The organism is Curtobacterium sp. MCBD17_008, from assembly GCF_003234475.1.
Classification (GTDB): domain Bacteria; phylum Actinomycetota; class Actinomycetes; order Actinomycetales; family Microbacteriaceae; genus Curtobacterium.
This window is the reverse complement of sequence record NZ_QKTK01000005.1, coordinates 87,710-102,272: the sequence shown is the minus strand read 5'-3', so window position 1 is coordinate 102,272 and position 14,563 is coordinate 87,710. Positions and strand designations below refer to the sequence as shown.

The window sequence follows — 14,563 nt, the reverse complement described above, 5'->3', positions numbered from 1 at the left end:
GGCGCGGACTGGGCGCTCCGTCCCGGGGCGTCGGGTGCACCACGCGCGGCGACCGGGAGCGGGCGTGCCGCGGGGGCTTGGCCACGCCATGGATCGACCACGCGTCCGTGGCGGAGCAACCGGCGGCTGCCGCGCGCCGACCGGATGACACGCTCGGTGCGGTGTGCGTTGCCGCCCGCGATCGCGGAGCAGACGTACGTGGCGCCGCCCGACCTCGCCGCTCTGCTGACACGCGCGACCGACCGCCTGGTGGACCTCGACCGCCGGCTCGGTGACCGCACGGCCGCGTTCGACCTGCTGCTCGCCCGGACCGAGGCGGTCTCGTCGTCCCGGATCGAGGAGGAGCACGCCACGCTCGACGACTACGCCCGGGCGCTCGTCGGCATCCGCGCGAACGGCAGTGCCACGGCGATGGTCGGGGCGACCGCCGCCCTGCGCGGGATGATCACGGCCGCCGGTCGGGGCAGCGTCACCGAGCGGTCCGTGCTCGACGCCCACGCGGTGCTCATGCGGGACGACCCGGTGGACGGCCCCGCCGCCGGGCAGTGGCGTCGGGTGCAGAACTGGATCGGCGGCGGGGTGTCTCCCCGGGACGCCGCGTACGTGCCGCCGCCCGCGGACGACGTCCCCGCCGCGATGGCCGACCTCTTCGCGTTCCTCGCGCGGGACGACGTCGACGCGTTGGCGCAGGCCGCGATCGCCCATGCCCACTTCGAGTCCGTCCACCCGTTCACCGACGGCAACGGTCGGATCGGACGAGCGCTCGTCAACGCGGTCCTGCGGCGGCGCGGCGTCACGACCGCGCTCGTCGTGCCCGTGGCCGGCGCCCTGGTCGCCGATCGAGCGGGCTACTTCGCCGAGCTCGAGCGCTACCGGGACGGCGCCGTCGACGGGATCGTCGGCCTGACGGCACGGGCGATCGGCGTCGTCTGCGACGAGGTCGAGTTCGCCGCGCTCCGACTCGACGAGGTCGAGCACGACCGGAGCGCGGTCCGCCCGACCGGTCACAAACCGCGGGTCACACACCACTCGGACCTCCTCCGCGTCCTCCTGGCCGATCCTGTGCTGACCGAGGCCTCGGTGAGCGCAGCGCTCCCGGCGGACCTGCCGTGGACCGACGCGGTGATCGACGAGCTCGTGGGCGCCGGCGTGCTCCGCCCCGTCACGGAACGTCGACGCGACCGGGCCTGGGTGGCGTCGGACGTCCTGGCCGAACTCGACGCACTCGCCGAGCGGATCCGGGCGGCAGCGGCACCGGGCTCCTCCGGTCTGACCCCAGCGGCAGCGTGACGGGGAGACGGAGCCGGGTCGGGCCTCCATCCCGAACGCATAGGGTGGGCCGGGTGACCAGCGAGCACGACGTGACCACCCCGCCGACCGCCGCCAAGCGGCCCGTGACGCGGACCCACCACGGCATCGACTTCGTCGACGACTACGAATGGCTCCGTGACAAGGAGTCCCCGGACACCGTCGCGTACCTCGAGGCCGAGAACCGGTACACCGAAGCGCAGACCGAGCACCTCGGTGCGCTGCGGGACCGCCTGTTCGACGAGGTGAAGAGCCGCGTGCAGGAGACCGACCTCTCGGTGCCGGTGCGGATGGGCCAGTGGTGGTACTTCACCCGCACGAGCGAGGGCAGCCAGTACGGCGTGCAGTGCCGCGCCCCGATCAGCGGGCCGGACGACTGGACGCCGCCGTCCCTCGACGAGGGCTCAGCCACCCTCCCGGGCGAGGAGGTCGTCCTCGACGGCAACGCCCTCGCCGACGGACACGACTTCTTCTCGCTCGGCACGTACGACATCAGCGACGACGGCAGCCGCCTCGTGTACGGCGTCGACGTCGAGGGCGACGAGCGGTACACGCTCGCCGTCCGCGACCTCGAGACCGGGCAGGACCTGCCCGACACCATCCCGAACACCGGAGCCAGCGCGACGTTCGACCCCTCCGGGCGGTACGTCTTCTACCCGACGGTGGACGAGTCCTGGCGCCCGGACCGCATCTGGCGGCACGAGGTCGGCACCGCGGCGGACGCCGACGTGGTCGTGTTCGAGGAACCGGACGACCGGTACTGGGTCGGCGTCGGGGTCACCCGTTCGTCGCAGTACATCGTCATCGAGCTCGGGTCGAAGATCACCTCCGAGGCGCTCGTCCTCGACGCGTCCGACCCCACGGGCGAGTTCCGTGTGGTGTGGCCGCGTCGCGAGGGCGTGGAGTACGAGATCGAGCACGCGATCGTCGGGGGCAGCGACCGTCTGCTCGTCCTGCACAACGACGGCGCGGAGAACTTCGAGCTGGTCGACGTGCCCGCGGACGACCCGACCTCGACCTCCGACCGCCGCGTGGTCGTCCCGCACCACGAGGAGCGGCGCATCGAGTCGGTGGACGCCTTCGCCGGGCACCTCGCGCTCGAGTACCGGTCCGAGGCGCTCCCCCGGATCGCCGTCATCCCGATCGAGGGCGACGGCTACGGCGAACCCCACGAGGTCCCCTTCGACGAGGCACTGTTCTCGGCCGGACTCGGCGGCAACCCCGAGTGGGACCAGCCGACCCTCCGCCTCGGGTACACGTCCTTCGTGACGCCGTCCGAGGTGAGCGACCTCGACCTGACGACCGGACAGGTGACCGTCCTGAAGCGGCAGCCGGTGCTGGGCGGGTACGACCCGGCCGACTACGTGCAGGAGCGCGACTGGGCGACCGCTGCCGACGGCACCCGCGTCCCGATCTCGCTGGTGTGGCGCAAGGACGCCGTCGACGCGGACGCCCCGGCGCCGCTGCACCTGTACGGCTACGGGTCGTACGAGCACTCGATCGACCCCGGCTTCAGCGTCATGCGCCTGTCGATGCTCGACCGCGGGGTGGTCTTCGCGGTCGCGCATGTCCGCGGTGGTGGCGAGATGGGCCGGCACTGGTACGAGGACGGCAAGACCCTGACGAAGAAGAACACCTTCACGGACTTCGTCGCCGTCGCCGAGCACCTGATCGACAGCGGTCGGACGAGCGCCGACCAGCTCGTGGCCGAGGGCGGCAGCGCCGGTGGGCTCCTGATGGGCGCGGTGGCGAACCTGGCCCCCGAGCGGTTCGCGGGCATCCTCGCCGCGGTGCCGTTCGTCGACGCGCTGACGAGCATCCTCGACCCGGACCTGCCGCTCACGGTGATCGAGTGGGACGAGTGGGGCGACCCGCTGCACGATGCCGAGGTCTACCGCTACATGAGCGAGTACACGCCGTACGAGAACGTCCGCGACGACGTGCAGTACCCGCGCATCCTCGCCGTGACCTCGATCAACGACACCCGCGTGCTGTACGTCGAGCCGGCGAAGTGGACCGCGAAGCTCCGCGAGGTCGGGGCTCCCGTCCTGCTGAAGACGGAGATGGCCGCCGGCCACGGTGGCGTCAGCGGACGGTACGACTCGTGGAAGGAGCGGGCGTTCGAACTGGCTTGGTTGCTCGACGTCCTCGGTCTGGCCGACGTCTCCCCTGCGGCCGCTACGGCGAACCCGATCGCGGCCGGCTGAGCGGACCCCGCGACCGACACGACGACGGCGCGCACCCGACCCGGGTGCGCGCCGTCGTCGTGTCCGACGGTCACACGCGGTTGAGCGCGTGCACCGCCTCGTCGTAGGACTCCTCCGCCAGCCGGACCCGGTCGCCGGCGAGCACGCCGTACCCGAACGTCCCTTCGCCTCCGCGATCGGCGATCCCGGAGTGCGTGCGGAGCGCGTCGAGTGCGTACAGCGACCGCACCCGCTCGGTGAGGACGTCGGCGGCGGTCCCGATGCGCTTCCACAGCGCGTGCGGGAAGGCGTCGTCCCCGAGCACGTCCATCGCGAGTCGTGCGCGCATCGTCCCCTGCCAGGCCAGTTCGGTCGCAGCCCGGTCGGCTGCTTCGCGTGCGGCCGCCGTGTCGGAGGTGTCGTCGGCCACGGCGTCGCGCACGAGCTCCCGGACGTGGGGCTTCACCGTTGCGGTGACGTCCTGGGCGACCTTCTTCGGCGACCGGAGCGCCCACTCGGTCGGGGCGGGCCGCTCGACGGCGTCGTCGAGGGCGTCGAGGAGCTCCAGGAACGGCTCCCCGTGCAGCGCCGCGACGACGTCCCGCACCGCGGAGTCGCGTCGCTCGCGCGTGGCGGCGAGGATGCGTTCGCGGGTCATGGCGTCGACGAGGGCGTCCTGCGCCGGCGTCGACGCCCGCGGCAGCCGCTCGACCAGGTACTCGGCGAGCGCGGCGCGGGCGGCCACGTCGGCGAGGGCGTCGGCACCGGCGACGGCGCGGTCGACGGCGTCACCGGCGGCGAACGCGGGTCGGTAGGTCTGCAGGATCGCCGCGATCTCCAGCGTCGTCGCGGCCACGTCGCGGAGCTCAGCGTTCTCGCCGGAGCGCAGCCGGGCCTCCTGGCCGAGCAGCGCGGAGCGCAGCTTCCCGAGACGCTTCGTGAGGATGCGCGCGGTCGTCCCCTTCTCGGGACGGTCGACGGTCTGGAGGCGCGGTGCGGGTGCGCCGGCGAGCCCGCGTGCCAGCTTGGACGCGACGGCGGCGGGGCCGGCACCGACGGCCGCGAACCGACCGTCGAGCGCGGCGAAGAGCTCGTGAGCGACCTGTTCGTCCACACCGCCGAGGGTCTCGACCTCGACCTCACGCCACGTGCGCGGGTCGGCCGGAGCGTCGTCGTCGAGCCGTTCGGCGACGACCCGGTCGTCCGCGAGTTCGGCGATCTGGTCGCCGTCCTCGTCGAGCAGGCGGGTGACGGTGCGGGTGGTGGTGATGCGGACGACCGGGTGCAGTCCGCGGCCCCGGCGCTCGGTGAACAGGGCGGCGAGGACCTCGTCGGGCACGGTGTCCGGGTCCTCGGTGAGCGGGAAGTGCTGCTCGTGCCGGACGGTGTCGGACTCGGCGCGCTTGATGTGCCAGCCGGCGTCGTGTCCCCCGGTGCGACGGCGGACGGTGACGTGCGCGGCGACCAGGTCGTACCGCTGCGTGTCCCAGTAGGTGGCGTCGAGCTCGAACGGCTCCTGGTGGTCAGCCCGCATGATGCCGCCGACGCCGATCAGGTCGGGGAGCGGGGCTCCGTCGGGCAGGTCGTAGGTGCGCTCGATCTCGAGGTGGGTGTCGCTCACGCGGTCCTGTCTACCAGGGTGGCGGCATGCTCCTCACCACGGGTGCCTCGGCTGGACCGAGCGGTTCGCCAGGCCAGGAGCCCGGCGACGACCACGGCGAACCCGAGCAGGGAGATGATGCACGGCTGCAGCCGGATCGGGACGACCACCCACAGCGCGCCGCTCTCGATCAGGGTCGCCACTCCGAGCGGAACGAGCAGGAGCAGCCAGCCGCGTCGTGGCGCCTCGATCGCGACGAGCCAGCCGGCGAGCGCGAGGAGGGACGGCAGCACCGCCGGCAGGATGCTGACGGGCCAACCAGAATCCGGGACGACGAGCGGGGTGACGACCGCACCGACCGCAGCGGCCGCGATCAACGCGGCACCGAGGCGACGGCGACCGGGACTCGATCCGGGCAGGAGCAAGGCCGCCGCGGTCACCGCTGCGCCCGGGACCAGGTACGACAGGAGCCAGAAACCGATCACGCCGACGGTGCGGTCGAGGTCGCTCTCGTACCCGTAGTTGGGCTGCAGGATCAGCCACGGTCCGGTCATCAGGATCGCCAGGACGGCGACCGTGACCAGCACCGGGACGGTGCGGATGGTGTGTGGTGTCGCCGCTGTCGAGAACGGTGCGGTGGTCATGGTCTCTCCCCAGGTGGTACGCCGAACCCCTCGGCGGTGGAACAGTGCGGTGGTGAAGGCGCCGAAGGCCAACGCCGTCGGTGAGAGCCCGAAGTCGGCCGCGTCGCGCAGGTCCGCCTGCCATTGCTCGCGCCGGACCGGGCGGTGCTCGGCGGGTGAGACGGCCACGGCGGCGGCGACGAGGGCGCGGCTGAACGCGGTCACGAGGTCACCGGCCGGGTGCTCGGGCGCGGTGCGGGACGGGTGGCTGCGGCGTCGGCTGTTCGTCGAGCGTCGACGAGCTCGTCCGCAGCTTGACGCCCGTCGGCGGTGAACTCGTAGAGGCGGCGACGGGGCCCGGAACGCTCGGCGTCGTCGTCCCAGCTGGAGTCGACCCACCCCTGACGCTCGAGTCGTTCGAGGATCGGGTACACGGTGCCGGACGGCCGTCCGACCACCTTGATGAGTTGCAGCCCCCAGGCCGGGCCCTCTGCCGCGAGCAGGGCGGTGAGGACGTCGAGCGTCGGAGCGGTGACGCGGAGCAACGGTTCCATGCTCGTAACCTAGCTATGTAGGACAAGCCGGTCAAGAGCCTCCCGGGGAGCAGGGCGAGAATGAGGACATGAGCGAGACGATCACCCGTGACGCGTTCGTGCCCCAGGCCGGCGGCGTCACCATGTTCACCACGAGTTGGTGCGGCTACTGCGCCCGGCTGAAGAACCAGATGACCAAGGCCGGTGTGCCCTTCCGCGAGGTCGACATCGAGCAGACGCCGGGCACGGCCGAGCTGGTCGCCGAGGTCAACGGCGGCAACCAGACCGTGCCGACCCTGGTGTTCCCGGACGGCAGCACCGCGACGAACCCGTCCCTGGCGGAGGTCCAGTCGCGCGTCTGACGCGCGCGGCGCGGCCCGGCGCGAGCTGGCCCAGCACAACGAGAACCCGCTCGAACCACGGACGTCCGTGGTTCGAGCGGGTTCCTGTTGTGCGGTGCCGAACGGCGCCGGGGCTGGGCAGCGAGCGCCGCCGAGCGCTAGCGGCTGAGCGCGTCCATGAGTAGCGCGGCCATGGCGTCGAGCTGGATGTCGCCGGAGTCGACGACCTCCTCGTCCGAGCCGTCGAGCGCCCGGGCCGCGAGTCCGGCCTTGCTGTCGATGAGCTCGGCGATCTTCGTGTCGATCGTCTGCGCGGCGATGATGCGCCACGCGGTGACCGGCTCCTCCTGCCCGATGCGGTGCACGCGGTCGATCGCCTGGGTCTGCTCGGCGCTCGTCCAGGACAGCTCGGCGAGGACGACGTTGGACGCCACCTGCAGGTTGAGCCCGACACCCGCCGCGGTGAGCGAGCAGACGATGACGGCCACGTCCGGGTCGTTCACGAACGAGTCGATCTCGGCCGTGCGCTGCGCCGGCGTCTGGTCGCCGCGGATCGTCGCCGTGCGCAGGTGCCGACGGGCGAAGACCTCTTCCGCCTGGTCCATCACGTCGAGGTGCTTCGCGAAGAACACCACCTTGCCGACGTTCGAGGCGAGCTGCGCCGCGTAGTCCGCCGCGAGCTGCGCCTTGGCCCGGCCGATGCGCCGCACCATGGAGAACACGTTCTCGCCGGTGGACGAGGCGTCCTGGTCCTCGAGCTCCCAGCGGGCGACCTGGCGGACGAGCTTCTCGTCGATGCCGACCACCGGGTCCTGGCCAGTGCGGGCGGCGAGCGCCTGGTGGTACCGCTTGACGAGCTTCGCGGTGAGCTCGCGCTCGGCGTCGCGGATGGAGCGACCCTCGTCACCGTCGAGCTCGACGGGGATGTCGGCGATCCGGCGGGCGGGGATGTCCGACGCGACGTCGACCTTGCGCCGTCGGACGATGCCGAGGTCGATCACGGCCTTCCGCGCTTCGGTGAAGAAGCCCTGATCGGCCGGGGTGAGCCCGATCTCCTCGAGCTCGTTCATGAGCTGTGCGCGGGGCTTCTTGTCGTCGATCCAGCCGAGGAACTCCCAGATGGTGCGGAAGTCCTCGACGGAGTTGATGAGCGGGGTACCGGTCAGGGCCATGAGCAGCGGGTTCGCCGTCCGCTCCCGGATCTTCTCGGCGAGCTGCAGCACGTACTTCGAGCGCTGCGACTCCTTGTTCTTGATGAAGTGCGCCTCGTCGACGACCATGCCCTTGAAGCCGAACGTGCCGAGCCAGCCGACGTGCCGGTCGAGGATCTCGTAGTTGACGATGAGGATGTCGGCGAAGCCGTCGAGGTCCTGCCCGTCACCGTGGATGACGGTCGCGCGGTGGTTGGGCACCCAGCGCTCGGCCTCGCGCGCCCAGTTCGTCTTGACGACGTTCGGGACGACGACGAGCAGCGGGAAGGCCTTGGCCGCGTCCGCCGCGAGGAGCGACTGCGCGGTCTTGCCGAGACCCGGTTCGTCGGCGAGCAGGAAGGTGCGGTGTCCCTGCGCGGCGGAGGTGACGAGCTCGGCCTGGTGCTTCATCAGCGTCACACCGGAGGGGGTGTGCAGCGACGCGGGCTCGGGCAGCGGCATGGACGCTGCTCCCCCGCCGGCGCCGTACTCGAACGACTTGAACAGCGGACCGAAGAGCTCCCAGTTCGCCAGCCGGCGGGGATGGGCGACGGGCTGGTCGGCGAGCGCGAAGTCCGGCGGCAGGAACGGGTTGGCGAGCTTGCGCTGCACGACCGCCTGCGGCACGACGGCACGCTCGGGGGTCTCCACCGCCGCGGTGGGTTCGGCCGCGATGACGAGGTCCTCGGGCCGGAGCTCCATGCCGGCGGCGATCATCATGTCGCGCTTCACGGTGCGGGTGGCCTCGGAGACCGCGGCCTCCTCGGTCAGGAGCTGAATGACGCTGGTGTCCCGGGCGGCGGTCTTCGCCAGGATCGTCGCGACGCCGTCCAGGCGCTTGAGCTGCTCGGCACGCTGTGCGTCGGTGAGCGTCGTGTCCGCCTTCACGCGGGCACGCTCCTCACGCATGAGCAGCGCCACTGCCTGGAACTTCGTGCGGTTCGTGGCCTTGAGGGCTCCGCGCTGCGCGGCGGCCTCGACCTCGCGGACGGCACGGGCGAGGACGGGGATGAGGCCGTCGTTGTCGAGCGGCCGGGTCCGGCGCGACGCCGTCCGCGTGCCACCGGCAGCGCGGCGGGTACCTGATCGAGCCAAGGCTCCTCCTGTTCCGCCCTCGTCGGGGCGAGCCACCCGGTACGGGCGGAAGTCGTGTCGGTGCGTCCGTCGCACCCGGGTCCTCCCCGGGCCGCCGTGGCCCGGAGCGCACCGGATCGTCCGGCTGACCGCATCGCACGGCCCAGGGTGAGGACCGGTGGTCGATGGAACGGCCTGCGCGGGAGGTCCGGCGCCGTCGCACGCACGCGTCGTCCCGGAACTGTGCCCCCGGAGAGCTCCGCCCTCCGGAGGGCCACGCCTCGATGAGAGGCCCACCCCAGGAGGTCCGAACCCGGACGACGCGGATCCGGCACCCGCACCGGTCAGGCGACCGGTCGTCGCGGCAGGAATCGACGCGACATGCGAGCACGCGGTGCGTGCGCGGTCAGTTTACTCCCCAGCCGACGTCGGAGGCGACTCCCCGCCCGCCGCGCGTGGCGGGCCTCCCGGCCGGTCGCCGTCGACGTACGGCGACGCTGCCTCCCGGACCGCAGCCGGAACCGTCCTCGTCGGGACCGCTGGTCAGACGCGCGGCGCGGACCGCGGACGGCCGGAGCCGGACGGGAGGCTCGGGGCCGGCTCCGCCAGGGCGGCCCGCGTCGCGGCGAGCAGCTGCTCCGCCGTCGCGATGCCGTTCGCCGACCCGGTGGTGGCCTGGCCGCCGGCGTGGGCGAGGAGCTGCGCGCCGATGGCGGGTCCGATGCGCTCGGCCTCCTGCGGGTTGCGGGCGACCCAGTCGCGGGCGACGGCGTCGGCGAGACGCTCGGCGGCGGCCCCACGCTCGGCGTCCCCGCGCGACCGGTGCCAGAGCCCGGTGACGACGAGGTGCGCGACCACGGCGCCGATGTCGCGCACCGGGTGTCCCCACCCGGCGGTGTCGATGTCGAGCAGGCCGGAGATGCGCCAGGGCTCGTCCTCGTCGACGAACACCTGCTCGAGGTGCAGGTCCCCGTGCACGACCTGCTTCTGGCCCGCGGCCCACCCGATGGAGCGGCGGCCGATGGCGTCGTACAGCCGGTCGATCTCCTCGGCGTCGCCGGGGAGCGCGGTCGTCAGCGTCCGACGGTGCCAGTCGGCGTGGTCCATCGCGTCGGCCCGGGCCTGCTGCGTCATCGGCACCGTGGCGATCCGCCCGGTGAGCGCGGCGAGGGACGCCACGAACCGCGGGTCGTCGGCGATGTCGGTGATCCGGCTGCCGGCGGGCACGCCGCGGACGAGTTCGAGGACGAGCAGTCCGTCGCCGCGGCTCGCCAGCACCCGCGGCACGGGGAGGCCGGCGGCGGCGAACTGCTCGTGGGTCCGGACGATCGGGGCGACCCGGTGCGGACGGACGATCTTGATGAACAGGGTCCGTTCCGGGGCGTCCACGCGGACGACGGCGCGCTTCCCCGGTCGGTACGCGGCGACCGTCAGCGTCGGGTTCGTCACCGGCAGCCCGAGCGTGGTGAGGAGCTCGGCGACGGCGTCGCGGTACGTCACCTGCGGCAGGACCGGGAGGCCCGGGTCGTTCGGGTAGGCCCACACCGACACCGGGTCGCCGGTCGTCGGATCGGTGACGATGGCGCTGTTCTGGTCGTGGGTGCCACCGGTGTCGACGTAGGTCAGGACGGTGGCGCGCTGCCCGGCGCGGTCGACGGTGTCCACCTCGTAGCCGTACAGGTAGCCGTTGCCGGACGGCTCGACCGAGTGCGCGCGCGCGGCGACGACCGTCGTCCCGGACCCCGCGAAGGCCTCGGGGATGACTCGCTCATGGTTCGGCCACACGTCCACAGTCAACCGTGTCACCGGGGATCCGTCGCGTTCGTGCCCGGCTCGGCGTGCGGCTCGTGGCTACCGTGGGAGCGTGAACCCGGTCGCGCCCCTCCGCAGCTCGAGTCGCACACCCTTCCTGCAGGTCGTGAAGACCGCGGTGGCGGTGGTCGCGGCGGTGCTCCTGTGCGAACTGCTCATCCGCGGGCCCTTCCCGACCTTCGCCGCGATCGCCGCCCTGCTCGTCGTCCAGCCGAGCATCAACCAGTCGTTCGTCAAGGGCCTCGAGCGGAGCGCGGGCGTGCTGCTCGGCGTGGTGCTCGCCACCGGGGTGCACCTGCTCCTCGGCGACGCCGTCGCGGTCGTCCTGCTCGTCGTCGTCCTCGCGATCCTGCTCGCCTGGGCACTGCGGCTCACACCGACCTCCGCGACGCAGGTCGGCATCAGCGGCATGCTCGTGCTCACCGCGGGTGTCGTCACGCCGAACTACTCGGCCGACCGGATCCTCGAGACCGTGGTCGGCGCGGTCGTCGCCCTCGCGGTGAACGCCGTCATCGTCCCGCCGGTGCTCATCGAACCCGCGCACCTGGCGGTCGCGCGGCTCGCCCGGGACACGGCCGCCGCCTTCGAGCGGATCGCCGTCGGACTGACCGAGGGGTGGAACGCCGGACGGTGGGACGAGGCACTCCGCCAGGCCCGCGCACTCCGCCAGCAGCACGGCAGGACCGAGGCGGCGCTGACGTCGGCGCGCGACTCCCTCACGATGAACCCGCGTGGCGGCCGGCACCGCACGATCCTCGAGCGGGACGTCGCGGTCGCCGAACACCTCCGGGTCCTCGTCACGCGCGTGACCGGCATGACCCGTGCCGTCCGGGACAACACCGCCCCCGACCTGCGGGCCGACCCGATGGTCGGTCGGATCGCCACCGAGGTCGCCCGGATCGGCGCCGACGTCCGACGCCTCGGTGCACAGGTGGAGTCAGCGCGGCTGACGCCGGGTGAACTCGACGACGGCCCGGAGGACGCCAGGCTCGAGCACGCCCTGACGGCCCCGCTCGCGGTGGTCCGGCCGAACTCCCGGCACTGGGTGCTCATCGGAGCCCTGCTCGAGGACGTCCGACGCGTGCGCGAGGAACTCCTCGGCGAGGACGACTGACGCCGGCCCCCGGTTCAGCAGACCCGCTCGCCCGCTGCCCGTGCGGCCTCGGTGGCGGTGGACAGCACCTCGCGCCAGACGTCGGCTGCGGGCCACGTCGGGTCCGAGGTGCCCATCTCCACGTCGGCGAACCGGCCGATCTCGGCGACCACCGCCTCCGGTCCGACCGCCCGTGCTGCGCGACCGGCGCTGTCCGGCACGGCCGTGCGCAGGTCGGCGACCACGCGGTCGCGGTGTGGTCCGTCGAGCGCTCCGAGGCCGACGACGCCCTTCCAGGCGGAGTCGAGCTCGGCGCGCAGGCGGACGATCTCCGGAAGGTCCGGGTCGTGCATGCTTCCCCCAAGTACAGGACGGTCTGTCGGGTGCAGCGTCCGAGGCGGAGCATAGCAACGAAGGGGGTACCGTCAGTACCCGTCAGTCTCGGGTGTCCACTGACCGCAGCCCGCACCGGTGGGCTGTGTCGCTGCTCAGGCGTCGTGACGACGGAACCGCCCACGCGGTCCGCGTTCGGTGCCACGATGGTCGCAGGAGGTCCAGATGCGCTTGTTGGTGGTCGAGGACGACGACGAGATGCGCGCGCTCATGGAGCGCGGGCTCGCCGCCGAGGGGTACCGCGTCACCGCGGTCGAGAACGGTGTGGAGGCACTCATCGCGCTGGGCGAGCAGCCCTACGACATCGCCGTGGTCGACGTGATGATGCCCGGCATGTCCGGCTTCGAGTTGGCGCGGCGCGTCCGCGAGCGCGAGGACCCGGTCCGGATCCTGCTCGTGACCGCGCGGGACGCCGTCGACGACCGTGTGTTCGGGCTCGACGCGGGCGCGGACGACTACCTCACCAAGCCCTTCGCCTTCGCCGAGCTCACCGCACGTCTGCGGGCCCTGGGGCGTCGCGAGCCGACCGGCGCCCCGCGCACCATCGAGGTCGGGGACGTCTCCATCGACTCGGAGGCCCGTCGCGTGTCCGTCAAGGGGCAGCGGGTCGCGATGAGCCCCACCGAGTTCGCCCTGCTGCGCCTCCTCGCGCGCTCGGTCGGCACCGTCGTCGACCGGCCGAAGATCCTCGAGGAGGTCTGGGACGGGTCGCAGCACGTGGACCCGAACGTCGTCGAGCAGTACATCTCCTACCTGCGGAAGAAGCTCGTCGCGCAGGAGGCCACCGTGGCCATCAGCACCGTGCGCGGTCGGGGCTACCGACTCGACCTCGTCACGGCCTGACGACCGCGTGGTGCGGTCGGACGGCGGCGTGACCGCGGGGCGGGTGGCCGGGGGCCGACCGTCCCGGCTGCGGTCGCTGTCGTTGCGCGCCCGGATCACGATCGGGTCGACCGTCATCGCCGCCGTCGTCATCGCCCTGCTCGTGCTCGTGATGCGCCTGCAGGTGGTCAACGTCGTGGCGAGCGCCACCGAGACCCTGCTCGACGCCGACACGGACCCGTACGTCGCGACGCTCGAGGTCGACAGCGACCCGAACCTCTCACCACCCGGCAACGCCCAGTTCGTCGCCGTGGTCTCCCCCACCGGTGAGATCACCCTGTCCTCGATGCCGCGCCGCCTCGAGCAGTCGCTCGGCAGTCTGCGGACGACGCCGGCCGGCACCTCGGTCGTCGAGCTCGGCGGGTCCCAGTACCGCGTGGTCGTCGAACACCCGGTGAACCAGGCCGGTCGCTGGACCGTCGTCGCTGCCCGCAACTCGCAGGCCGAGGCGATCGTCGTCGACGAACTCACCACGACGCTGTCCTTCACCGGTCTGGCGATCCTCCTGGCCTTCGGCGTCGCGTCGTGGGTGCTGGCCACCACCGCACTCCGTCCGGTCAACCGGATGCGTCGCGAAGCCGAGCGGCTGTCCGTCGCCCCCGAACGTGCCGAGTTGCCGGTCGGCCCGGCGCAGGACGAACTCGCCTCGCTCGCGACGACCCTCAACGCCTTCCTGGCGCGGACGCGACAGGCCACCGAACGCGAACGCCAGATGGTCTCGGACGCGAGCCACGAGCTCCGCACACCGCTGGCGATCCTCACCACGCAGCTCGACCTCGCCGCGCTCGACCGGGACGACGCCCGCGCACTCGCCGCGCACATCGAGCGGGCGAAGAACAGCGTCGCCCGGCTCTCCCGACTGGCCAACGACCTGCTCACGCTCTCGCGGATCGAGGAGTCGGAGCGCCGCGCGGCCGACGGTGCCCCGCAGTCCGCCACGACCTGGTCGGACCTCGGTGACGAGGTGATGGCCGCCGTCGACCGGGTGCGGCTCATCGCGAGCGCGAAGGACGTCACCGTCGACTTCGAACTCGAACCGCCGACCGTGGCCGACGGTTCCGACGGTTCCGACGGTTCCGACGAGCCGCGGTACCGGCTCGACACCGGGGGCATGGCACAGCTCGTCACGAACACCGCCGGCAACGCCGTCGCGGCGCTCCCCCGCGGAGGCACCGTGCTCGTCAGCTGGCGGGCCGCCTCGGGCGAGGGGGTGCTGCAGGTCACGGACGACGGCCCCGGCGTCCCGGAGTCGTTCGTGCCGGTCGCGTTCGACCGCTTCACCCGACCCGACGAGGCCCGCACCTCCCGCCGCGACCCGGACCCGACCACCGGCGGGGTCCCGATGCCGGGCGGGTCCGGCCTCGGGCTCGCGATCGTTCGGGCGGTGGCGGAACGGGCGGGCGGCACGGCGGCCCTCCGCAACCTGCCGACGGGTGGGCTCGAGGTGACCGTTCGGGTGCCCGAGGTGCGGGACGCTCCGGCGGTGCGCGCAGCGCACTGACCCGGACGGGAGCGGCGGTCGGTGCGC

The 14,563-nt window shown here is 72.8% G+C and carries 12 protein-coding genes; 6 read left to right on the top strand and 6 right to left on the bottom strand.

The annotated features are described in order from the left end of the window. The first annotated feature begins 198 nt into the window (after positions 1 to 198). Together DEI95_RS06790 and DEI95_RS06785 are read left to right on the top strand one after the other, a co-directional pair. The gene (locus DEI95_RS06790; protein ID WP_181436222.1) at positions 199 to 1,290 is read left to right on the top strand and encodes a Fic family protein; all 1,092 of its coding nucleotides are present in this window, start codon (positions 199 to 201) and stop codon (positions 1,288 to 1,290) included. Positions 1,291 to 1,343: 53 nt separating this feature from the next. Continuing rightward, the gene (locus tag DEI95_RS06785) at positions 1,344 to 3,515 is read left to right on the top strand and encodes a S9 family peptidase (RefSeq protein WP_111059810.1); all 2,172 of its coding nucleotides are present in this window, start codon (positions 1,344 to 1,346) and stop codon (positions 3,513 to 3,515) included. A 70-nt stretch (positions 3,516 to 3,585) separates the two neighbouring features. Here DEI95_RS06785 and DEI95_RS06780 read toward each other — a convergent pair whose 3' ends face one another. Genes DEI95_RS06780 through DEI95_RS06770 form a run of 3 tightly spaced genes read right to left on the bottom strand, consistent with a single transcriptional unit; the run spans position 3,586 to position 6,271 of the window. Continuing rightward, positions 3,586 to 5,115 carry a CYTH domain-containing protein gene (locus DEI95_RS06780; RefSeq protein WP_110890542.1) on the bottom strand — a complete coding sequence of 510 codons (1,530 nt, stop codon included), beginning with the start codon at positions 5,113 to 5,115 and terminating at the stop codon, positions 3,586 to 3,588. After that, a complete protein-coding gene (locus DEI95_RS06775) occupies positions 5,112 to 5,942 on the bottom strand; it encodes a hypothetical protein (protein ID WP_111059770.1) in 831 nt (276 codons plus the stop codon). Before DEI95_RS06775 ends, DEI95_RS06780 begins: the two co-directional genes overlap by 4 nt. Beyond that, on the bottom strand, positions 5,939 to 6,271 hold the full coding sequence (locus DEI95_RS06770) for a PadR family transcriptional regulator (protein ID WP_110890540.1): 333 nt from the start codon (positions 6,269 to 6,271) through the stop codon (positions 5,939 to 5,941). The genes DEI95_RS06775 and DEI95_RS06770 overlap by 4 nt, the downstream gene beginning before the upstream one ends. A 68-nt stretch (positions 6,272 to 6,339) precedes the next feature. On the opposite strand from DEI95_RS06770, the gene DEI95_RS06765 reads away from it, so the two are divergent. Beyond that, positions 6,340 to 6,612 (top strand): mycoredoxin, encoded by a 273-nt coding sequence (locus DEI95_RS06765; RefSeq protein WP_110824018.1) that lies wholly within the window; start codon positions 6,340 to 6,342, stop codon positions 6,610 to 6,612. Between the two features lie 137 nt (positions 6,613 to 6,749). Here DEI95_RS06765 and DEI95_RS06760 read toward each other — a convergent pair whose 3' ends face one another. Both DEI95_RS06760 and DEI95_RS06755 read right to left on the bottom strand, forming a co-directional pair. Further along, positions 6,750 to 8,876 (bottom strand): DEAD/DEAH box helicase, encoded by a 2,127-nt coding sequence (locus DEI95_RS06760; RefSeq protein WP_111059769.1) that lies wholly within the window; start codon positions 8,874 to 8,876, stop codon positions 6,750 to 6,752. A gap of 522 nt (positions 8,877 to 9,398) precedes the next feature. Continuing rightward, positions 9,399 to 10,661, bottom strand: coding sequence for an aminoglycoside phosphotransferase family protein (locus DEI95_RS06755; protein ID WP_110890539.1), 1,263 nt, complete (start codon positions 10,659 to 10,661; stop codon positions 9,399 to 9,401). A gap of 58 nt (positions 10,662 to 10,719) precedes the next feature. On the opposite strand from DEI95_RS06755, the gene DEI95_RS06750 reads away from it, so the two are divergent. Then, positions 10,720 to 11,781 carry an aromatic acid exporter family protein gene (locus DEI95_RS06750; RefSeq protein ID WP_181436221.1) on the top strand — a complete coding sequence of 354 codons (1,062 nt, stop codon included), beginning with the start codon at positions 10,720 to 10,722 and terminating at the stop codon, positions 11,779 to 11,781. A gap of 14 nt (positions 11,782 to 11,795) precedes the next feature. Here the strand turns inward: DEI95_RS06750 and DEI95_RS06745 are convergent, their stop codons facing one another. Next, a complete protein-coding gene (locus tag DEI95_RS06745; RefSeq protein WP_110823846.1) occupies positions 11,796 to 12,113 on the bottom strand; it encodes a hypothetical protein in 318 nt (105 codons plus the stop codon). A 205-nt stretch (positions 12,114 to 12,318) separates the two neighbouring features. Between DEI95_RS06745 and DEI95_RS06740 the strand changes: the two genes are divergently transcribed. After that, positions 12,319 to 12,996 (top strand): response regulator transcription factor, encoded by a 678-nt coding sequence (locus DEI95_RS06740; RefSeq protein WP_110823845.1) that lies wholly within the window; start codon positions 12,319 to 12,321, stop codon positions 12,994 to 12,996. A gap of 28 nt (positions 12,997 to 13,024) precedes the next feature. Then, positions 13,025 to 14,536: a cell wall metabolism sensor histidine kinase WalK gene (locus DEI95_RS06735; RefSeq protein ID WP_258367508.1), complete on the top strand. Its 1,512-nt coding sequence runs from the start codon at positions 13,025 to 13,027 to the stop codon at positions 14,534 to 14,536. Positions 14,537 to 14,563: the final 27 nt, after the last annotated feature.